This window comes from Lysobacter fragariae (assembly GCF_054779775.1).
In genome coordinates this window covers 116,761-136,551 of record NZ_BAAGXP010000001.1, presented here as the reverse complement: position 1 = coordinate 136,551, position 19,791 = coordinate 116,761, and the positions used below count along the sequence as shown (strand labels likewise).

General features: G+C 66.4%; 15 protein-coding genes and 1 pseudogene. 6 read left to right on the top strand and 10 right to left on the bottom strand.

The genetic code is table 11. From position 1 onward, the window contains the following. Positions 1-77: 77 nt before the first annotated feature. Entirely contained in the window at positions 78-1,208 is a 1,131-nt protein-coding gene (locus tag ACYVD7_RS00645; protein WP_460758088.1) for a PilT/PilU family type 4a pilus ATPase, read from the top strand. Between the two features lie 65 nt (positions 1,209-1,273). Here ACYVD7_RS00645 and ACYVD7_RS00640 read toward each other — a convergent pair whose 3' ends face one another. Continuing rightward, complete coding sequence (locus ACYVD7_RS00640) at positions 1,274-2,230, bottom strand: DMT family transporter (RefSeq protein WP_460758086.1); 957 nt, start codon at positions 2,228-2,230, stop codon at positions 1,274-1,276. 223 nt (positions 2,231-2,453) lie between these two features. On the opposite strand from ACYVD7_RS00640, the pseudogene ACYVD7_RS00635 reads away from it, so the two are divergent. Continuing rightward, positions 2,454-2,591: pseudogene (locus ACYVD7_RS00635) on the top strand (patatin-like phospholipase family protein); the annotation flags it as partial. 1,938 nt (positions 2,592-4,529) lie between these two features. Here ACYVD7_RS00635 and ACYVD7_RS00630 read toward each other — a convergent pair. Continuing rightward, positions 4,530-6,233 carry a dipeptidyl-peptidase 3 family protein gene (locus tag ACYVD7_RS00630; RefSeq protein WP_460758084.1) on the bottom strand — a complete coding sequence of 568 codons (1,704 nt, stop codon included), beginning with the start codon at positions 6,231-6,233 and terminating at the stop codon, positions 4,530-4,532. 256 nt (positions 6,234-6,489) lie between these two features. Between ACYVD7_RS00630 and ACYVD7_RS00625 the strand changes: the two genes are divergently transcribed. The 4 genes from ACYVD7_RS00625 to ACYVD7_RS00610 all read left to right on the top strand — a co-directional run bounded on the left by ACYVD7_RS00625 (position 6,490) and on the right by ACYVD7_RS00610 (position 10,912). Then, positions 6,490-7,056, top strand: a complete 567-nt coding sequence (locus ACYVD7_RS00625; RefSeq protein ID WP_460758081.1) for a YqgE/AlgH family protein — start codon at positions 6,490-6,492, stop codon at positions 7,054-7,056. Further along, on the top strand, positions 7,053-7,508 hold the full coding sequence (ruvX, locus tag ACYVD7_RS00620) for a Holliday junction resolvase RuvX (RefSeq protein WP_460758079.1): 456 nt from the start codon (positions 7,053-7,055) through the stop codon (positions 7,506-7,508). Before ACYVD7_RS00625 ends, ruvX begins: the two co-directional genes overlap by 4 nt. A gap of 125 nt (positions 7,509-7,633) precedes the next feature. Continuing rightward, positions 7,634-8,566 (top strand): aspartate carbamoyltransferase catalytic subunit, encoded by a 933-nt coding sequence (locus ACYVD7_RS00615; protein WP_460758077.1) that lies wholly within the window; start codon positions 7,634-7,636, stop codon positions 8,564-8,566. Positions 8,567-8,695: 129 nt separating this feature from the next. After that, on the top strand, positions 8,696-10,912 hold the full coding sequence (locus ACYVD7_RS00610) for an EAL domain-containing protein (RefSeq protein ID WP_460758075.1): 2,217 nt from the start codon (positions 8,696-8,698) through the stop codon (positions 10,910-10,912). A gap of 586 nt (positions 10,913-11,498) precedes the next feature. Here ACYVD7_RS00610 and mgtE read toward each other — a convergent pair. From mgtE to ACYVD7_RS00570, 8 genes are all read right to left on the bottom strand, one after another. Beyond that, on the bottom strand, positions 11,499-12,860 hold the full coding sequence (mgtE, locus tag ACYVD7_RS00605; RefSeq protein ID WP_460758074.1) for a magnesium transporter: 1,362 nt from the start codon (positions 12,858-12,860) through the stop codon (positions 11,499-11,501). Positions 12,861-13,086: 226 nt separating this feature from the next. Continuing rightward, positions 13,087-14,796: a phosphoenolpyruvate--protein phosphotransferase gene (gene ptsP / locus ACYVD7_RS00600; RefSeq protein ID WP_460758072.1), complete on the bottom strand. Its 1,710-nt coding sequence runs from the start codon at positions 14,794-14,796 to the stop codon at positions 13,087-13,089. Continuing rightward, positions 14,793-15,062, bottom strand: a complete 270-nt coding sequence (locus tag ACYVD7_RS00595; RefSeq protein ID WP_460758070.1) for an HPr family phosphocarrier protein — start codon at positions 15,060-15,062, stop codon at positions 14,793-14,795. The genes ptsP and ACYVD7_RS00595 overlap by 4 nt, the downstream gene beginning before the upstream one ends. 20 nt (positions 15,063-15,082) lie before the next feature. Next, positions 15,083-15,475 carry a PTS sugar transporter subunit IIA gene (locus ACYVD7_RS00590; RefSeq protein WP_460758067.1) on the bottom strand — a complete coding sequence of 131 codons (393 nt, stop codon included), beginning with the start codon at positions 15,473-15,475 and terminating at the stop codon, positions 15,083-15,085. A gap of 165 nt (positions 15,476-15,640) precedes the next feature. Beyond that, a complete protein-coding gene (rapZ, locus tag ACYVD7_RS00585) occupies positions 15,641-16,486 on the bottom strand; it encodes an RNase adapter RapZ (RefSeq protein ID WP_460758721.1) in 846 nt (281 codons plus the stop codon). 67 nt (positions 16,487-16,553) lie between these two features. After that, positions 16,554-17,504: an HPr(Ser) kinase/phosphatase gene (gene hprK / locus ACYVD7_RS00580; protein WP_460758066.1), complete on the bottom strand. Its 951-nt coding sequence runs from the start codon at positions 17,502-17,504 to the stop codon at positions 16,554-16,556. Positions 17,505-17,616: 112 nt separating this feature from the next. After that, entirely contained in the window at positions 17,617-17,943 is a 327-nt protein-coding gene (hpf, locus tag ACYVD7_RS00575) for a ribosome hibernation-promoting factor, HPF/YfiA family (protein WP_460758065.1), read from the bottom strand. 417 nt (positions 17,944-18,360) lie between these two features. Beyond that, positions 18,361-19,788 carry an RNA polymerase factor sigma-54 gene (locus tag ACYVD7_RS00570; protein WP_460758063.1) on the bottom strand — a complete coding sequence of 476 codons (1,428 nt, stop codon included), beginning with the start codon at positions 19,786-19,788 and terminating at the stop codon, positions 18,361-18,363. Positions 19,789-19,791: the final 3 nt, after the last annotated feature.

Sequence of the window (19,791 nt, the reverse complement as noted above, 5' to 3'; positions counted from 1 at the left end):
CGGGATGGGGGCAGGGATTCCAGTGCGGCTGCGCCCCCAATCGGATTGAGCACCAACGCCTCAGGGAGGCAAACGGTATGAGCACCATCGACTTCACCTCCTTCCTCAAGCTGATGGCGCACCAGAAGGCGTCGGACCTGTTCATCACCGCCGGCATGCCGCCGTCGATGAAGGTCCACGGCAAGATTTCACCCATCACCCAGAACCCGCTCACGCCCCAGCAGAGCCGCGACCTCGTCCTCAACGTGATGACGCCGAGCCAGCGCGAGGAGTTCGAAAAGACCCACGAGTGCAACTTTGCCATCGGCGTTACCGGCGTCGGTCGCTTCCGTGTGTCGTGTTTCTACCAGCGCAACCAGGTCGGCATGGTCCTGCGCCGGATCGAAACCAAGATCCCGACCGTCGAGGAGCTGAGCCTGCCACCGGTCATCAAGACGCTGGCGATGACCAAGCGCGGCATCATCATCTTCGTCGGTGCGACCGGCACCGGTAAGTCGACGTCGCTGGCGGCGATGATCGGCTATCGCAACATGAATTCGACCGGCCACATCATCACGATCGAGGACCCGATCGAATTCGTGCACAAGCACGAGGGTTGCATCATCACCCAGCGCGAAGTCGGCATCGATACCGACAGCTGGGACAACGCACTGAAGAACACCCTGCGCCAGGCACCCGACGTGATCATGATCGGCGAAGTGCGCACCCGCGAGGGCATGGACCATGCGATCGCCTTCGCCGAAACCGGTCACCTGGTGCTGTGCACGCTGCACGCCAACAACGCCAACCAGGCGATGGACCGCATCATCAACTTCTTCCCCGAAGACCGTCGCAACCAGCTGCTGATGGATCTTTCGCTGAACCTCAAGGGCGTGGTCGCGCAGCAGCTGATCCCGACGCCGGACGGCAAGGGTCGCCGCGTCGCCATGGAAATCCTGCTCGGCACGCCGCTGGTGCAGGACTACATCCGCGACGGTGAGGTCCACAAGCTGAAGGAAGTGATGAAGGAATCCGTACAGCTGGGCATGAAGACCTTCGACCAGAGCCTGTTCGAGCTGTACCAGGCCGGCGAGATCTCGTACGAAGACGCGTTGCGCTACGCCGACTCGCAGAACGAGGTGCGCCTGCGCATCAAGCTCGCCCAGGGCGGCGACGCGAAGACGCTGTCGCAGGGGCTGGATGGCGTGGAAGTGGCGGAAGTGCGCTGACCCGCCATCGTTGCGTCACCGAAAAAAGCCGGGCAATGCCCGGCTTTTTTCATTGCGCTCCACTGCTAACCGCGACTATCGCCAGTAGCACTCGCCAGCGGCACCGAGTTCGCCGCGGGCCGCGCCAGCAGGAACACGCCGCCCAGCACCACTGCAGTGCCGACGATCTGTAATGGCGTCACCGCTTCGCCGAGCAGCCAACCGCCGAGGAACAATAGCGACACCGGCCCCAGTGCGGACAGTTGCGCGACGTTGCACGATCCGATCCGCGCCACGGCCGCCATGGTCATCGTCACCGGGGCGAAGGTGCACAGCACGGCGTTGGCCAGCGCGTACGCGTACGCGGGTGGGGGCAGCTGCAGCAGGTGTGCGGGCTCGCGCACAAGGAGGTAGTGGATCATCGTCGCCGCGGTCGACGTCAGCATCGCGTAGGCGACCAGGCGCAACGACCCCACGCGCTGGATCAGCTGCCCGGACATGGCCAGGTAGAGCGCGTAGGCAAACGCCGCCAGTAGCACGCAGCTACCGCCCAATAGCAGGTGTTCGCCATCCATGCGCAGGTTTTCCAGGAACACCAGGGCCACGCCGGCGTAACTCACCGCCAGCGCGATCCATTCGCGCCGAACCACCTTGCGCTGGAACGCGAACATGCCAAGCAGCAACACGAAGGTGGGATTGAGGAACAGGATCAGGCGTTCCAGCGACACCGGCACGTACTGCAGGCCCATGAAATCCAGCAGGCTGGACAGGTAGTAGCCCAGCACGCCCAGCACGATGATCGTGCCCAGCTCGCGCCGTGAAAGCGCGACGCTCGCGCGTCTGGCTTCGCGCACGGCCAGCGTTGCGAACAACGGCAGGGAGAAGCCCATCCGCAGCGCCATCACATCCAGCGCATCGAGACCGTAACCGAACTGGTATTTCGCCAGGATCGCCTTGGCCGAGAACAGCACGGCACCGGTGGCAGCCAGCAGGAAGCCGGCCTGGCGCCGGGAAGCGGTGGACAACGTGACAGTGGTGCTCACGGTAGTGCCGGGGGTAAGGGATCTCAATGATACGGCGCGGGCCAACCATGGCCGGCGCCGGGCGGGTTGGGCGTTGGCTGGAATGACGGCGCGAAGCCAGGACGGGCGCGCAGGAACCGGCAGTGAAGGAGACGCAGCCATGTCCATGGAGCAGTCGGACCCTCAGGAACGTTCCATCCCGGAGCAGCAACCCGCGCCCGAACTGCTCCAGTGCGACCTGGTGATGAAGGGCGGGATCACCAGCGGCGTGATCTACCCGAGCTTGATCGAACGGCTGTCGCGGCGTTACCGGTTCAGGAGCATCGGTGGCACATCCGCCGGTGCCATCGCGGCCGCGGCCTGCGCAGCTGCGGAATTCGGACGGCAATCGGGAGGAGCGCGTAATCCGTTCGCTGATCTCGCACAGCTGCCGACCCTGCTCGGTGGCAAGGTGGGCGATGCGTCGATGCTGCTGAGCCTCTTCCAGCCCACGCCCGCCCTGTCCGGGCACTTCCGTGTCCTGGTCCGTGCGCTCAACCGCAAGACGACCATGGAACGCCTGTTGGCAGTACTCACGGAGATCATCCAGCACTACTGGGCGCTGATGCTGTTCGCGCTGATGCTCATGGGTATCGTGCTGGCGCCGGGGTTGCATGCAGTGGTCGGGTCCCCCTGGTCGGCCACGGCAGGGATGCTGGGAACATGGCTGCTGTTCGCTGCGGTCGCGTGGATCGCGCAGCGCAGGTACGTGCGCAAGACCAGGCACGTCAACCTCTGGCTGCTGGCATTGCCATGGCTTGCGGGAATCGCCACAACCTTCGTCCTGCTGCATTTTCTGCTGCACGCGCCGTCATCGGCGGCATTCCGGGTGGCGTTGGCAAGCGCGGTGCTCGTTCCGTGCGGCCTGGCCCTGGCAATCGCGCTGTGCGTGATGTTCTCCACGTTGACGTTCATGCACGGCCTGCACGGAAACTTCTGGGGGATGTGCCGCGGTCGCACTGAGCGTGGCAGTGCGGGCCCGGGTCTCACCGATTGGTTCGATGGCTATCTCAATGGCCTGGCTGGACTGGGCCAGACCGATGCGCCGCTGACCTTCGGGGACTTGTGGAAAGGCAGGCGCGGTGAAGGCGCGGCGGGTGAAGGTCCCCATGCCGATTCGGGGGCAGTCGATCGCGTAGTGGACCTGCAGGTAATGACGACGGCCGCGTCGCAGCAGATGTGCTACTCGATTCCATTCCGCGACGACGCGATCCCGTTCTACTACGACCCGGCCGAATGGGCGCGGTTGTTCCCGCCGCACGTGATGGGTTGGCTCGATGCGGCTTCCGCGCGCGCATGGGAGGGCCATGCCGAAGTCCACTTCGGCAGCACGTTGCTCAAACGGCTGCCGCCCGATCGCGATCTGCCCGTGGTGGTCGCGGTGCGCATGAGCCTGAGCTTTCCGATACTGCTGTCGGCGGTGCCGCTGTACGCCTGCGACTACAGCGACGGTGGCGCCGAGCACGAGGCCAAGCGCGTGTGGTTCTCCGACGGCGGTCTCTCCAGCAACATGCCGCTGCATTTCTTCGATGCACCGCTGCCGACCCGGCCGACCTTCGCCATCAACCTGAAGTCGCCACATCCGCGCTATCCCATCAAGCCGGGCGTGAAGGCGTGCGAGCAGGAAGGCAACCGTGTGTACCTGCCGACGCGGCCGAGTTCAGGGGCACTGCGCTACTGGAAGGCGCCCGCGGAGTCGATGGGTGCCGGTTTGCTGCAGTTCGTGTGCAGCCTGGTGGAGACGATGCGGAACTGGCGCGACGAGATCCAGTTCCCGTATCCGGCCTACCGTGACCGCATCGTGCAGATCAGCCAGCTCGATGACGAGGGCGGGCTCAACCTCAACATGCCGGCCAAGGTGATCGAGACCCTTGGCGATGCCGGGCATTGCGCCGCCGAACGGCTGATCGCGCGCTTCGACCCGCCGCCCGGCGAGGGTCCGAAGGCCGACGGCTGGAAGCAGCATCGGGAAGTCCGCCTGCGTACGTTCCTGTCGCTTGTGGAGGAAATGGCCTGCCGCAAGTCGCTGGGTGACCCGCAATGGGACGAGCTGGTCGAAGAACTGCGCGTGGGCGACAAATACAGCAACGCACAGGCCGCGCTGGCGAATCGGATACTCGACGCCCTGCGTGGTATCGCCGGAGCGGTGAGCACTGGCCCAAGCGGCAATTCGGTCACTCCCGACGCGCCGCGTCCACGCTCGGATCTGCGGATCACGCCGAAGATCTGATCCAGCCGGGAGCCGGGGCCATGCGCTTTGCCGCCGGCCCCGGCCGTTGGTTTACTTCGCTGCCGGCGCTGCGTACTGCGACAACCCCAGCACGTCCAGTCCCTGCTCGAAGCGGATGTCGACGGGAATCTTCGCGTCCTTCAGCTTCGCCAGGTCGGCGGCGAGCTCCGGCTTGATCACGCCCATCGTGTCGGTGAGCTGCTTGGCCTGCGCATAGTCGCCGTCGCCCTGGACGGTGAGCAGCTTGGCGCTGAGCGAATTCATCGCCGCGCGCATCTTGTCGAAGTCCACGCGGTAGCGGCCGTCGGCATCGCGCGAGAATGCACCGGCATCGGCGAAGTAGTTGAAGCGCAGCATGTTGGCCTTGCCATGCGCATCGGAAGCGCCGAAACGTACCGAGCGCAGGATGCCCGCGAGGAACGTCACGTAGCTGTCCATGATCTTCGTCTTGTCCAGTTCGCCCTTCTGGCTGAGCGCGTCGATCATGTACAGGCCGAGGATGTCGGCCTTGCCTTCCTCGAAGCTGGACGAGTATTCCTTCAGCGCCTCGTCCACCGTGCCCTTGCCATCAAGCGTCTTCTTGATGCCCAGGCCATGCGCGACCTCATGGAACATCGTGTCCTCGAAGAACGCATCGAAGGTCACGTTCTTCAGCTGGTCCTGCGCGATCAGCTGCTTCGCGATCGGCATCAGGATGGCGTCGAACTTCGCCTGCATCACGTTTTCCAGCTGCAGGCGACGCGTGCCCTTGGCGAGCTGGACTTCCTCGTCGTTGGGCAGGTTGATGGCGATGGTCTTGGCGCCGACATTCGCGTCGCCGGCGTAGTACACCGCTTCGTACGCGTTGAGGTCGGCGTCGGAGCCCGGCGTTTCCGCCTTGTACTTCGCCTCCACCGGCAGGCCTTTCTGCAATTCCGGCAGGAATGCGGCGAAGCGGGCGAGCTTGCCGCTCCACTCGACATCCTTCACCAGTACCAGTCCTTCGTACGCGGCCTTGTAGCCGAACAGCTGGTCCTCGTAGGTTTCGATCGGGCCGATCACGATGTCGACCGGATTGGACTTCATCGACATCCATGCCATGTCGCTGGGGCGGAAGTCATCGCTGAGCAACGCGTCGGCGCGCATCTTGAGGTAGTCGGCGAAGCTCTTGTCGCCGCTCAGTGTTGCGGCATCTCGCAGCAGCGCAGCGGTGCGTTCCAGTTCAGCCTTGTAGGCGACGTGGTAGGGGACGACGGTCAGCTTGCCGGCGTCGTCGCGGCGCAGCAGGGTGTAGTTGGATTTCTTGTCGGCCAAGTCGGCCGCTTCGAACTCTTCCTTGGTCATGTCGACCGGATAGAACGGTCCGCCCGGCGGGCGCGGCTTGATGCCCTTGATGAACGGGGTGTCCTCGTTGAGGCGATCCCACGGGCCGAAGTTGATGTCCACCAGCTGGCGCGTGGCGTCGTCCGGTGCCTGGGCGAGCAGCGCGGCGCGGTCGCCGTCCCAGCTCTGCTTCCAGGCGAGCTCGTTCATGATGTCCGCGGCCTGCACGAGCTTGGCGATCATGTGGCGCGTGTTGTCGTCGAAGCGCGACAGGTCCGCCTTCAGCGGCACCACGGCGTAGTCGCCGGCGTGGAGTTCGGCGTAGGTGGGTTCGGCCTTGGGGGCCTGCGCATTCGCCTGCGTGTCTGCCGGCTGGGACGTCGGCTTGCAGGCACCCAGCGCAAGTGCGGCCAGGCAGGCGAGGGAGAGGGCGCGGAGCGAGGGTGCGGACATGGCGAAGGCGCTTTTTCCGGGGCGAAGCCGCAATCCTACGCCCAGGCCCTGGGCCTGTTAACGCTGGTGACACATGTCGCAACCCGTAGGGCTGGGCCTGAGGACGCGCGGCGCGGCGTCATCGCTCGGTCGCGTATCGACATACGCTCCCTCGCTCTTCCTTGCTCCGCACGCCCTCAGGCCCGGCGCGACATGTGTCACCAGCGTTAACAGGCCCAATCTGGCGGGAAGTGCCTTGCGCGCTAGAATGCTGCCCATGTCCGTGATGCCCGTACCCCTGACCAACCAGCTGCTGATCGCGTTGCCGGCGCTGGCGGAAACCAATTTCTCGCGCAGCGTCGCGCTGATCTGCCAGCACGACGACGATGGCGCGATGGGGATCGTGGTGAACCGCCCGTCCGAGTACACGCTTGGCGAAGTGCTGGGGCAGATGGGTGTGGAAGGCGGTAGCGACGTGATGCGCGCGCAGCCGGTGCTGGCCGGCGGACCGGTGCATCCGGAACGCGGCTTCGTCCTGCACGATGGTGGCCCGCGCTGGGATTCCACGCTCGCGATCACCGAGTCGCTGTTCCTCACCACCTCGCGCGACATCCTGGAAGACATGGCGCGCGGCGAAGGCCCGCAGAACGTGATCGTCGCGTTGGGTTGCGCCGGCTGGGGTTCGGGCCAGCTGGAGCAGGAGCTGACCGAGAACGACTGGCTGACCGCACCGGCCGACGCCGAGTTGCTGTTCGACCTGCCGCTGGAATCGCGCTGGACCGCCGCCGCAGGTCGCATCGGGGTGGACTTCGCGCACCTCGCCGACTACGCCGGGCACGCATGAGCATCCGACGCGACGGCACCGTGCTCGGCTTCGACGTCGGTGCACGCCGGATCGGCGTGGCCGTGGGCAGTGCGTTCGGTTCCAGTGCACGCGCGCTGGCCGTGATCGACGTGCATGGCCACGGTCCGGACTGGACGTCGATCGACCGCCTGCAGAAGGAATGGCGGCCGGACGGCATGATCGTTGGCGATCCGATGACGCTGGAAGGCGGCGACCAACCGGCGCGAGTGCGTGCGCATGCGTTCGCACGCGAGCTGGCCACGCGCTACAAGCTGCCGGTCGTACTGGTGGACGAACGCCAGAGTTCGATAGAAGCCGCACAGCGTTTTGCCAGCGACCGCGCCGAGGGCCGCAAGCGACGGCGCGATGCCGAAGCGCTGGATGCCGTCGCGGCGGCGGTCATTGTCGAGCGATGGCTGGCTGCGCCCGATGACGCAACGCCGGTCAGCTGACTTCATCGCGCTTCCAAGCAGCGCATCACGAGCATTCGCGTCACAAGCATCCGCACCACAAGCATTCACCAAAAGCGCACCCTTCCGTAGCGGAGGGAACGACCGACACCACCGAGCCGCCCGGAATGACCGATCGCATCAAGCACCTGCTCACACTGGACAACCTGCCTCGCGTGCAACTGGAAGCGCTGCTCGATCGCGCCCAGCAATTCGCCGAAGGCGCCGACGCGCGCGGCGCGCTGGCCGGTGTCGGTGTGTGCACGCTGTTCTTCGAACCGTCCACGCGCACCCGCCTGAGCTTCCAGCTGGCCGCGCAGCGCCTGGGTGCGGACGTGCTGGGCTTCGATGCTTCGACGTCTTCGACGACGAAGGGTGAAACCGACCTGGACACCTTCCGCAACATCGAGGCGATGGGCGTGCGCGGCTTCATCGTGCGCCACAAGGCCGACGGCGCGGTGGCGGCGCTGGCTGCCGCGGCCAAGCCCGGCGTTGCCCTGATCAATGCGGGCGACGGTCGCAGCTCGCACCCAACGCAGGGCCTGCTCGACATGCTGACGCTGCGCCAGGCGAAGGGTCGCGATTTCTCGAAGCTGAAGGTGCTGATCGTCGGCGACGTGAAGCACTCCCGCGTCGCACGCTCGGACCTGCAGGCGTTGCGCACGCTCGGTGCGGGCGAGGGCAGGTCGATTGAAATCCGCGTGTGCGGACCGGCGTCGCTGCTGCCCGATGACGGCACGTTGTCTGGCTGCAACGTCACCCAGGACTTCGACGCCGCACTCGATGGCGTGGACGCCGTGATGATGCTGCGCATCCAGCGTGAGCGCATGGAAGACGGATTGATCTCCTCCCTCGAGGACTATCACCGCGACTACGGGCTGACCGCCGCGCGCCTGCGCCGCGCCGCCACCGATGCGGTGGTGATGCATCCGGGACCGATGAACCGTGGTGTCGAGATCACCGATGACGTGGCCGACGGCCCGCAGTCGCTGATCCTGCGCCAGGTGTCCAATGGTGTTGCCGCGCGCACGGCTGTGCTCGAGATGCTGCTGGGCCGCTGACGAACCAGGAACGAATCCGCCCGCGGCCCGCAGTCCCCACCACGAGGCTTGCCGAGCGAAGCCTGGTCACGCACCCTGTGGCGACAGGCGGTGGAGAGACCCGCCCGCCGTAGGGAGCAGGCGGAACGCATGGACTGGTTGGGCGGCAACAGGCATCGGTGGGAGCGCAACGCACTGCTGGCGGCGGCTTGCGCGTGCCTGTTCTGGATCGATATTCCCTATCGGGCGAGCTTTTTCGGCGTCACCGCCAATGCCTCGCTCGCGCACCTGCACGTAGGCCTGCTGCTCGCGGTCGCGATGCTCGCCCGCGACCCCTGGGCGCTGCGCGGGTGCTTCATCGCCCTCATGATGATGTGGTGCGGGAAGACCTGGCTCGGGGGAAGGCTGGCCTGGCCGCAGGCGCTGGAAGGTCCGCTGCTGTACCTGTGCGTCTATCCGGTGATGCGTTGGACCACCCATCGCATGGGTTGGCCGCGCAATGCGCTGGCGCAACCGTTCCGGGCGGCCGACCTGGGGCGATTCCTTGCCTTTGGCGCGGTGTTGCTGCCCACGGTGTGGATGCTGCTGAACACCCTCACCGAGCTGCTCCTGGAGACATCGTCCAGCATGGGCAACCTGCAGTTGCAGGTGTTCTTCGCCAAGTTCTTCGGCATCACCATCCTGACCTTGCCGACGGTAATCCTGGCCGGGCATGCCTCGCGGCTGCGCGTCCCGGCCTGGCGCACGCCGGTGCCCTGGCGACTCATCGTCGTCGGCGTGCTGCTGCCGACGGTACTGGTGTGGGCGCTGGGGTGGGTGGGGTTGGACGTGGATGCCTGGCTGTCGGCCCTGCTCGACTATCGCCTGCTGCTGGCAGTCGCATTGGTGCTGGCGGTGCTGTACCTGGATCCGCGCCACAGCATGCCGCTGCTGGTGGCCGTGCAGCTGCTGTTCGCCACCGCGCTGGCGCACCACGTCAGCGGCTCCACGCGCTTGCCCGACGTGGCGGACATGTTCCGCATCGCCGCCGAGTGCCTGATGCTGGAGGCGCTGGTGGTGGTGCTGTTCCTGCACAGCCGTGAGCGCGATGCCGCCGCTGCACAGCACGAGCGCGACAGCCTGCTCGAACCCCTGACCGGGCTGCCCAACCTGGCAGCCTTGCGCAAGCGCGCGGAAACACCATTGCCGTCGCTGGGTTTCCTGCTGCTGGATCGCACCGAGCGCCTGACCGCGGCACTGGGCCTGCGTGCGGAAGCCAAGCTCATGCGGGCGGTGGCGCGACAGCTGCATGGCCTGGCGCACGCGTACCACGCCGGTACCGGGCGCCTCGCGCTGACTCTGGAAGGGGACGCGGGCCGAAACCTCGATCGGCAATGGGACGCCGTGTTGGCGCGACTGCACGCCTTTGAATTCAGCTGGAGCGGGCAGCGCGTGCGCGTACTTCCCTATCTGGGCATCACGGGTCCGGAGACCGGCAGCGACAGGCTGGATGCGCGCCTGCGCCATGCCGCCAATGCCGCTTACGACGCGCAGCAGCGCGGCGAACTGCGCCAGCACGATCCGCAGACGATGCACGCGGACATGGGCAGCGCGCCTTCGCACCAAGGCGCGTTGCAGCTGTCTTCGACCGTGCTGTCGCTGATCCGCGCGGGCCGCATCGAACTGCATTTCCAGCACGTCGTGCCGCTGGCAGCGCAAGTGGAAGGTGAGCTGCTCGCCGGCGAAGTGCTGTGCAGGCTGCGCGACGACCGCGGACTGCTGCTGTATCCGGGCGAATTCATCGCCGAACTGCAAGCCGACAGGCGCATGGCCGAACTCGACCTGGCCGTGATCAGCGAACTCGACCGCTGGCTGGCAGCCCATCGCGAGCGCCTGCCAAAACGCTGCCGGATCAGCGTGAACGTCGCGGGCCAGTCGCTGGCGTCGCGCGAGTTCGCGCAGAAGCTGCTGGCGGCCCTCGACAACTTCGCCATCCCGCTGCGGATGCTGTGCATCGAGATCACCGAAACCGCGGCGATCACCCACATTCCCGATTCGATGCGACTGCTGATGCAGTTGCGCGAACGCGGTTGCGGCATCGCGCTGGACGATTTCGGCGTGGGCTACCAGTCATTCGAACGGTTGAAGCAGCTGCCGGCCACGGTGGTGAAGATCGACGGCAGTTTCGTCAGTCGGATGGTGCATTCGGCGCACGACTACGCGCTGGTCGAGGCATCCGTCCGCGCGGCACGGGCGTTCGGGGCCGCGACCGTTGCCGAGTTCGTCGAGGACGCGATGACCGCCGAAGCCCTGCGCGAACTGGGCGTGGACTGGGCGCAGGGGTACCACTACGGACGGCCGATGCCGATTGATTCGCTGCTGGATTGATGGCTCGCACGGCCATGAGAGTCCTGCGGGCCTGTTACTCCTGCCTAGAGACCGTTCGCTCGACTCTAGGCGCAGCCGGGCAGTTTCAATAGAATTTCGACAGCACGATGGAACTCCCATGGTGCCGTGTCCACATTGGAAGCAAAATAGAAGGATTCTATAAAGTGAAAGTTGCTGGTATCGCCCTGGTTCTCGCCCTATTGGGAGCGACTGCAACGTCAGCGAATACACCCCACGCAGGAAAGCATCGAATCGAAGCGGGTTCCGATGCAATTGCGTGTTATTACACCAAGATAAAGGGGGCAAGCTATCTTTGTTGCGCCGGGCATTGCTACCCAGCCGGAAACTGAGATCTTCTCGTTTGACCGCAAGCACGACAGTGCTTGCGGATTTTTCGATTGATATGATGTCAATGTCGTAGTAGATGAAAACGAGGCGCGGAACAGGGTGGTCATGCCCCTAGTTGGCAAGCGCGACGAGGTTTCAGCTTTTGGGCTCAGCCCTCAGGACATGGATCCCGGCGCGCGACGAGCCTCACGCACTGCATCCGCGTATTTTCCCCTGTGCTTCCGACGATCTCTGGGTATCAGCGCAGCAGGATCAACGTGGCTAGACCCAGGAACGACAGGAAACCCATTGTGTCGGTTACCGTGGTGAGGATCACGCCGCCGGCCAATGCGGGATCGAAGCCCATGCGCTTTAGTGTCATTGGCACAAGAACCCCTGCAAGCGCAGCGAGCAGCAGGTTGATGGTCAACGCGCTGGCGATCACCAACGCAAGCGGCCATTCGCCAAACCAGGCCCAGACCGTTACGCCAAGCATCAATCCCAGCGACAGGCCATTGAGCAGGGCTACGCGGACCTCCTTCCAGATCAGCACACGGACGTTGGCAGTGCCGACTTGGCCAAGCGCGAGACCTCGCACTACCAGCGCAAGGACCTGAGTTCCGGCGTTGCCACCCATGCCGGCAACAATTGGCATGAGTACCGCCAGAGCCACGATATGGGCAATGGTTCCTTGGAATGCACTCACCACGGAAGCAGCAAGGAAGGCAGTGCCGAGGTTGATGGTGAGCCAAAGCATGCGGCGTCGGGTCGCTCGCTTGACCGGCGAGAACAGGTCCTCGTCCTCGTTCAGGCCCGCCGCGCCCAGGGCCTGGTGTTCGGCCTGGCCACGGATGATGTCGACGACGTCATCGATGGTGATGCGGCCGAGCAGGATGTTGTTGTCGTCGACGACCGGCGCGGAAATCCAGTCATGGTCGGAGAACTGGCGCGCGACTTCGTCCGCGGATTCGTCCACGTCGATGGCTGGCTGTTCGTCGTCGATCAGCTGGTTGATCGGCGTACTGGGCTCATGCGTCAGCAACGCCTGCAGCGCGATGCGGCCGAGGTACTGGTGGCGACGGCTGACGACGTACAGGTGGTCGGTGTGTTCGGGCAGCTCGCCGCGCAGGCGCAGGTAGCGCAGCACGACGTCGACGGTGGTGTCGGTACGCACCGTCACCACGTCGGGGTTCATCAGGCGGCCGGCGGTGTCCTCGTCGTAGGACAGCACCTGTTCGAGGCGCTCGCGGTTCTCGCGATCCATCGACTTGAGGATTTCGTCGATGACGGTGTCGGGCAGGTCTTCGACGAGATCGGCAAGGTCGTCGATGTCGAGGTCCTCGACCGCCGCGACGATTTCGTCCGGGTCCATCTCCGCCAGCAGGCTTTCGCGGACATCGTCGCCGACGTGGACCAGCACCTCGCCGTCGTCCTCGGCGTCGACCAGGCCCCACACCACCGTGCGCTTGGCGGGCGGCAGGGATTCGAGGAGGTTGCCGATCTCGGCGGGGGAGAGCGTGTTGACCAGCCGGCGCACGGGGCCGAGGCGACCGGAATCGAGCGCGTCCGAGAGCAGGCGCAGCTGACGCGCGGTCTTGTCGTGGCGGACGGCTTCGGCCATGCGGTACTTCCAATGGCGAGTCGGGCCACGAGGGCGCGACGGATGCTGGTCTGGGCTGGTTGGTCAGAGCGGCTGGTTAGAGCGGGTCGTCGGTGCCGACATTATCGCCTGCGCTGGCGCGGATGCCCACCCCGTACCGGTCCTGTCGTGGCGCTGTGTCGTGGCTCTCTGTTGTAGATCCCCCGCGATGAGCCCGGTCGCGTTGCGGTTCCCGCCAAAGGCGCGGCTATGCCTTGATCCAGGCTTCGATGCCAGCGCGGTCGCGTGCGCGCAGCAGCGCGGGCAGCCGCTTGTGGAGCTGCGCGAGGTTGCATTCGCGGATGACGCGGCGCAGCTCCAGCAGGGTGTTGGGATGCAGGCTGAACTCGGTCAGTCCCAGTGCGAGCAGCAATGGTGCGTACAGCGGGTCGCCGGCCATTTCGCCGCACACGGCGATGGGCTTGCCGCGCCGCTGGGCCAGGCGGATCACGTCGCGCAGGAGCCGCAGCACGGCCGGGTGCAGCGGCGTGTAGAGATCGCCGAGTGCCTCGTTGTTGCGGTCGGCGGCCAGCAGGTACTGCACCAGGTCGTTGGTGCCGATCGACAGGAAGTCCACGCTGCCGATGAAGCCGGGCAGTGCGATCGCGGCGGCGGGGACTTCGATCATCGCGCCCAGAGGCACCTGATCGGCGATCTCGTGGCCCTGCGCGCGCAGGTCGTGGGCAACGCGCTTGAGCTGCGAGCGGACTTCGCGGATTTCCTCGCGCGAGGTGACCATCGGCACCAGTATCCGCAGCGGACCGTAGCCCGACGCGCGCAGCAGGGCGCGCAACTGCGTTTCCAGCAGGTGCCCGCGCGCGAGCGACAGGCGCACGCCACGCAGGCCCAGCGCGGGATTGGGTTCGTCGCGCAGGGCCAGGCCGGTGCGGTCGGCCTTGTCCGCGCCCAGGTCGAGCGTGCGGATCGTCACCGGCCGCCCGCTCATGCCCAGGACGACGTCGCGGTAGGCGCGGAACTGTTCTTCCTCGTCGGGCAGCTCCATGCGTTGCAGGAACAGGAACTCGGTGCGGTACAGGCCGACGCCGGTCGCGCCCAGCGCATGCGCCTCGGCGACGTCCTCGCGCGATTCGGCATTGGCGTACAGGTTTATGTCGATGCCGTCGACGGTGCGCGTGGGTTCACGGCGCAGGCGGTGGAGTTCCTTGCGCTCGCGGATGTACTCGCGTTCGCGCGTGCGATGCGCGCGCAGGTCGGCGGGGCCGGGTTCCATCACCACGCGACCGCTGCCGCCATCGACGATCAGCGCGTCGCCGTCGTTGATCTTCTGCAGCGCGCTCGGTACGCCTACCACCAGCGGCAGGTGCAGGCTGCGGGCGAGGATCGCGCTGTGCGACAGCATGCTGCCGCCGGCAGTGACGATGGCGACGACGCCCTGCGCCTGCAGTTGCACCAGTTCCGCCGGGGCGACGTTGTCGGTGATGAGGATCTCGCCGGCGACGCCTTCGGTGCCGTTGTCGCGGCTGTGCAGTGCGGCGTGGATGCGCCCGACGACCTGGTCGATGTCGTCGATGCGGCTGCGCAGGTAGGGATCGTCCATGCCGGCGAACACCGCGGCGATGCGGTCGCGCTGCAGGCGCAGGGCGTAGTCGGCGGTGTAGCGGCCGGTGCGGATCAGGGTGTCCAGGCCGTGCAGCAGTTCCGGGTCGTCGAGCAGCAGCGCATGCAGGTCGAGGAACTCGCCGATTTCCTGCGCGAGCGCGCCGTGCAGGCGCTGGCGCAGTGCGTGCATCTCAACGCGGACGGTGTCGATCGCGCGCTGCAGGCGGGCGCGTTCGGCTTCGACCTCGCTTTCCTTGACGTGTTCCTCGGCGACGTCGAGCTGGTGCGGCAAACGAACGCGGGCGCGCCCCAGCGCACTGCCGCGCGAGGCGCCATGGCCGAGGAACTCGTTCCTCATGCGTCCTCGTCGAAGCGGCGTTCGAACAATGCACACACCGCATCGGCGGTGGCGGCTTCGTCCTCGCCTTCCACGCGCAGCTTCACCTGGCTGCCCTGGCCGGCGGCGAGCAGCATCACGCCCATGATGCTCTTGGCATTCACTTCGCGGCCGCGCGCGGTCAGCGTCGTGGTGCTGCGATAGGCGGACAGCAGTTGCACCAGCTTGGCGGTGGCGCGCGCATGCAGGCCCAGGCGGTTGGTGACGGTGAGGTCGCGTTCGATCATCGTCGTTCTTCCGGTAGTCCTCAGGCTTCGTCCACGATCACGCCATTGCGCGCGCCCGCCGCCGCGACGGCAGGCAGCTCGTCCAGGTCCTGCTCGGGGTAGTTCATCACCCGCAGCAGCATCGGCAGGCTGAGCGCGGACACCCGATGCACCGGCGTGCCCAGCCGCGCGACTTTCGCCGCAAGGTTGCTGGGCGTGGCGCCGTACAGGTCGGTGAGCACCAGCACGCCCTCGCCACGGTCGACCTTGCGCAGCGCGGCACTGGCCTGCGGCAACAGGGCATCGGGGTCGCCGTCGAAGGGAACTTCCAGCACCGCGGTCGGCAGGGGCAGGTTGCGCAGCAGCCGCGTCGCCACGGCCAGCAGGGCCGTGCCGATGCCTTCGTGGGTGATGAGCAGGACGCCGACAGTCATGCCTTGCAACTTAACAGAGCCGGGTTACGGTCAGGAAGCAGGGGCGGGCATGTGCGATCGGGTTGTGCGATCGACGGCGCGATACGCGCCTCGCTGGCGGCTTCAGCCGCCAGCGTTCCGGCGGCAGTTCAAGCGTTCGCGAAGCGCGGTGCGGCTGGCCGCCTCTCAGTCCAGCTCGCGATGATGCACCGCGACTTCGTCCCAGCCTTGTTGCCGCGCGTGCTGCGCCAGGCGCTCGGCGAGGTACACCGAGCGATGCCGTCCGCCGGTGCAACCGAAGGCGACCGTCACGTAGCTGCGGGTGTCCGAACGCAGCCGTGGCAGCCAGGTGTCGAGGAACTGGCTGATCTGCTCCACGTACTGGGCGACTTCGGGCTGGGCGTCCAGGAATTCACGCACGCCGGCGTCGCGGCCGGAAAGCGGGCGAAGTTCCGGGTTCCAGTGCGGATTGGGCAGCACGCGTGCGTCGAGCACGAAGTCCGCATCCGCCGGCACGCCCTTGCGGTACGCGAACGATTCGAACAGCAGCGTCGGCGCCGAATCCAGGCCCGCGGCGAAATCGGTGATGACCTGCCGGCGCAGCTGGTGCACGTTCATCGCGCTGGTGTCGATGACGACGTCGGCGATCTGGCGCAGCGATTTCAACGCCTGGCGTTCCAGCGCGATCGCATCGGCCAGCACCAGTCCCAGGTGGCTGAGCGGATGGCGGCGGCGCGTGTCGGCGTAACGACGCAGCAGGACTTCCTCGCTGCTCTCGAAGTACAGGAGCTTGGGATCCAGGCCCAGCGCGCCCACCGCCGACAGCCATTGCGGCAGGTTTGACAGGTCGCTGCGGCCGCGCACATCGATGCCGACGGCCAGGCGCTCGGGAGGACTGTCGCCATCGGCCACGCTCTGCACGAACCCGGGCAGCAGTTGCGCCGGCAGGTTGTCGACGCAGTAGTAGCCGAGGTCTTCGAAGGTGTTCAGCGCCACCGACTTGCCCGAACCGGACATGCCGCTGACGATCACGAGGATGGGAGTGTCCGGATGGTTCACGTGACGATCGTCCGTTGGTCGCGCGGTGCGGGTTGGCGTGCTATTCGGCGCGTTCGAGAAAATGGCTGTGCCGCGCCATGAATGCCGCCGCCGGGTCCACGCCCTTCGCGCGCAGGATGTGCGTGCGCGCCGCGGCTTCGGTCAGCACCGCGAGGTTGCGGCCGGGCATGACGGGCAGGGTGATCATCGGTACGTCCAGGTCCAGCACGCGGCGCGAACCCAGGTCGCCGGTCAACCGCTCCATGCCGGCCGGCTGTGGTTCCAGCGCCGGCTTGGTCAGGTGCACGATCAGCCGCAGGTACTTGTTCTTCTTCACCGACGTGTCGCCGAACATCTGGCGCACGTTCAGTACGCCCAGTCCGCGCACTTCCAGCAGGTCCTGCAGCAGGTCCGGGCAGGCGCCATCGAGCACGTCGGGCGCGATCTGGGTGAACTCCGGCGCATCGTCGGCGACCAGGCGATGGCCGCGCGTGACCAGTTCCAGCGCCAGTTCGCTCTTGCCGGCGCCGGACTCGCCGGTGATCAGCACGCCGATCGAATAGATCTCCATGAACACGCCGTGCAGCGTGATCCGCGGCGCCAGCTTGCGCGCGAGGTGGTACTGGAGGTGGTTCAGCAGTTCATGGCCGCGGCGCGGCGAGCTCCACAACGGCGTTTCGCTTTCCTCGGCGAGGCGGCGCAGGTCGTCGGGGCAGGACTGGCCCTTGCTGATCACCAGCGCCAGCGGGCGGTAGTCGATCAGCTTGACGATGGTGTCCCAGCGCTGGCGCGGATCCAGCGCGTCCAGCCACGCCAGTTCCTCGGTGCCCAGGATCTGCACCTTGTTGGGATAGATGATGTTGAGGTAGCCCGCCAGCGACGGTCGCCGGGCCACGGTGTCGACGGCTTCCAGGATGCGCCGGGTGCCGACCTTCTCGCCCGCGAGCCAGCGCAGGTCGAGCTTTTCGCGTTGTTGTTCGAACAGTTGTGCCGCGCTGATGCTCAGGTTCATGCCGCCGCCCCGCCTGCCCCGTGTCGTGACCGGATTGCCAAGGATACCGGTGACGGGAAACGGGCGCTGCGGAGCGGCGTTGGTGCTGGCATGGTTTGCGAGGGCGGTGCCCTCAGCCGACTTCGCCGCTACGGGCGAGGCTCTCGCCGCGATGGTGGTCGACGATCTTTTCCTTGTGCTTCATCAGCAGGCGGTCGAGCTTGTCGGCGAGCAGGTCGATCGCTGCGTACATGTCGATGGCGGCGGCGTCTGCGTGGAGGACGCGGCCGGAGATGGTGATGGTCGCCTCGGCCTTGTGATCGGGTTTGTCCAGGCTCAGCTGGGTGCGCACATCGAAGGGCTGGTCGAAATGGCGCTTGAGTCGCGCCAGCTTGCTTTCGACGTAATCGCGCAGCGCGCCCGTAACTTCGATCTGCTGGCCGTGGGTTTCGATGCGCATCGTTGACCTCCTGACATCACTGGTTACGGGTGACCCCATTCAACGCCTATTTTTTGTGGGTGGCAATGCGCGGATGGGCGACTGAATGGACGATACGCAAAATTGCGTTTCCGGCCAGCAAGGCGGTGAAAAAGTCGCCATTTCCGCGCAACGGCCAGCCTGCACGGATCGGCGGTCGGACCGTGGCCGGCGGAAGTCGATCCCGTTGCGTTGCAGGCGGCGGAGGCGATGGATCGCAACCGTTGGCGGGGCGGTGCCGTTCGTCGGGTGGCGCAGGCCTGCAATATGACAGCGTAGGGCGGGTCTTGACCCGCCTGCTCCCGTTTTCGCGGGCGTAACGGACTGCGCGCGATGGGCAAACACGGCGGCGCGGCGGGACGCGTCACAGCGTGTCTTGATGGCGGGTCGAGACCCGCCCTATATCCGCATGCGGTCCTGTGAGGACGGAATGCTCATCGCCTCGCGGTACTTTGCGACGGTGCGGCGGGCGACGGGGACGCCGGTGGCCTTGAGGGACTCGGCCAGGCGCGCGTCGGAGAGCGGTTTGCGTGGATTTTCGGCGTCGATCAGCTGGCGGATCATTGCCTGGATGGCGGTGCTGGAGGCTTCGCCGCCGGCGCCGGTATCGATCCCCGACGCGAAGAACGAGCGCAACGGCACGGTGCCCCGCGGTGTACGCGCGTACTTGCGCGAAACGGCGCGCGAGACAGTGGATTCGTGCAGGCCGATTTCCGCGGCGACTTCGCGCAGGGTCAGCGGGCGCAGCGCGCTGTCGCCGAACTCCAGGAACGCCGCCTGCTGGTGCAACAGGCAACGCATCACCTTGAGCAGGGTCTCGCCGCGGGCTTCCAGGCTCTTGAGCAGCCAGCGCGCCTCCTGCAGGTGCCCGCGCAGGTAGTTGGCATCGGAGGTGCTGGCATGGCGGATCATGCCTTCGTAGCCGCGATGGATGCTGATGCGCGGACGCATGCTGTCGGCCAGCGCCACGCGCCAGAGGCCGTGCTGGCGCCAGATCACCACGTCCGGCGCGACGTAGGTGTCATTGGTGATCGCGCCCACCTGCAGGCCGGGTTTGGGGTCGAGCGAACGCAGTAGCTGCACGGCGACTTCGACCTCACAGGCATCGAGCTTCATCTCCGCCGCAAGGCCCGCCGCACCCACGCGTGGCAGGCGCTCCAGCGGTCCGTTCGCCAGCGTGTGCGCCAGGGCCTTGCCGGGGGTGTCGTCGGGCAGCGTCGCCAGTTGCAGGCGCAGGCATTCGCCCAGCGTGCGCGCACCGGTGCCGACCGGATCAAAGCGCTGCACCTGGTGGAGCACGGTCAGGATCTCGTCGACGCCGGCGGTGACCTGCGGGCCGAGCGTGTCGGCGATGCTTTCCAGCGATTCGCGCAGGTAACCGTCGTCTTCGATGGCCTCGATCAGGGTGACGCCGATGATGCGATCGCGCGGCGACAACGGGCTGAGGTGCAGCTGCCACAGGAGGTGGTCGTGCAGGGTCTCGTCTTCGGCGACCTGGTCGGCGCCGGGGACGTCCTCGTCCATGTCGGCAGGGCCGGTGCGTTCGTACCAGGCTTCGCCATCGCCAGGGCCCCAGTCAGCCTCGGTCTCGCCGGGGGGCAGGGTCTCGAACGACGGTTCGGCCACCGGTTCACCCGTAGCGGGCGTGTCTTGGCCATCGCCGGCGCCGCCGGTTTCGGTCCAGTCCAGCAACGGATTGCTCTCGACCGCTTCAGCGATCTCGGTTTCGAGTTCGGCCGCGGACAGCTGCAGCAGGCGTATGGCCTGACGCAACTGCGGCGTCATCACCAGCTGCTGTCCTAGCGAGGCCTGGAGGCGGGGCTTCATGAG

Excerpts from the sequence above, each read along its gene's own strand:
- mgtE (WP_460758074.1), bottom strand. The coding sequence starts at position 12,860 with ATGGCCGAAGCCGTCCGCCACGACAAGACCGCGCGTCAGCTGCGCCTG.
- ACYVD7_RS00595 (WP_460758070.1), bottom strand. The coding sequence starts at position 15,062 with ATGATCGAACGCGACCTCACCGTCACCAACCGCCTGGGCCTGCATGCG.
- ACYVD7_RS00630 (WP_460758084.1), bottom strand. The coding sequence starts at position 6,233 with ATGTCCGCACCCTCGCTCCGCGCCCTCTCCCTCGCCTGCCTGGCCGCA.
- ACYVD7_RS00590 (WP_460758067.1), bottom strand. The coding sequence starts at position 15,475 with ATGACTGTCGGCGTCCTGCTCATCACCCACGAAGGCATCGGCACGGCC.
- ACYVD7_RS00615 (WP_460758077.1), top strand. The coding sequence starts at position 7,634 with ATGACCGATCGCATCAAGCACCTGCTCACACTGGACAACCTGCCTCGC.
- ptsP (WP_460758072.1), bottom strand. The coding sequence starts at position 14,796 with ATGAGGAACGAGTTCCTCGGCCATGGCGCCTCGCGCGGCAGTGCGCTG.
- hpf (WP_460758065.1), bottom strand. The coding sequence starts at position 17,943 with ATGCGCATCGAAACCCACGGCCAGCAGATCGAAGTTACGGGCGCGCTG.
- ACYVD7_RS00570 (WP_460758063.1), bottom strand. The coding sequence starts at position 19,788 with ATGAAGCCCCGCCTCCAGGCCTCGCTAGGACAGCAGCTGGTGATGACG.
- hprK (WP_460758066.1), bottom strand. The coding sequence starts at position 17,504 with ATGAACCTGAGCATCAGCGCGGCACAACTGTTCGAACAACAACGCGAA.
- ruvX (WP_460758079.1), top strand. The coding sequence starts at position 7,053 with ATGAGCATCCGACGCGACGGCACCGTGCTCGGCTTCGACGTCGGTGCA.
- ACYVD7_RS00610 (WP_460758075.1), top strand. The coding sequence starts at position 8,696 with ATGGACTGGTTGGGCGGCAACAGGCATCGGTGGGAGCGCAACGCACTG.
- ACYVD7_RS00625 (WP_460758081.1), top strand. The coding sequence starts at position 6,490 with ATGTCCGTGATGCCCGTACCCCTGACCAACCAGCTGCTGATCGCGTTG.
- ACYVD7_RS00645 (WP_460758088.1), top strand. The coding sequence starts at position 78 with ATGAGCACCATCGACTTCACCTCCTTCCTCAAGCTGATGGCGCACCAG.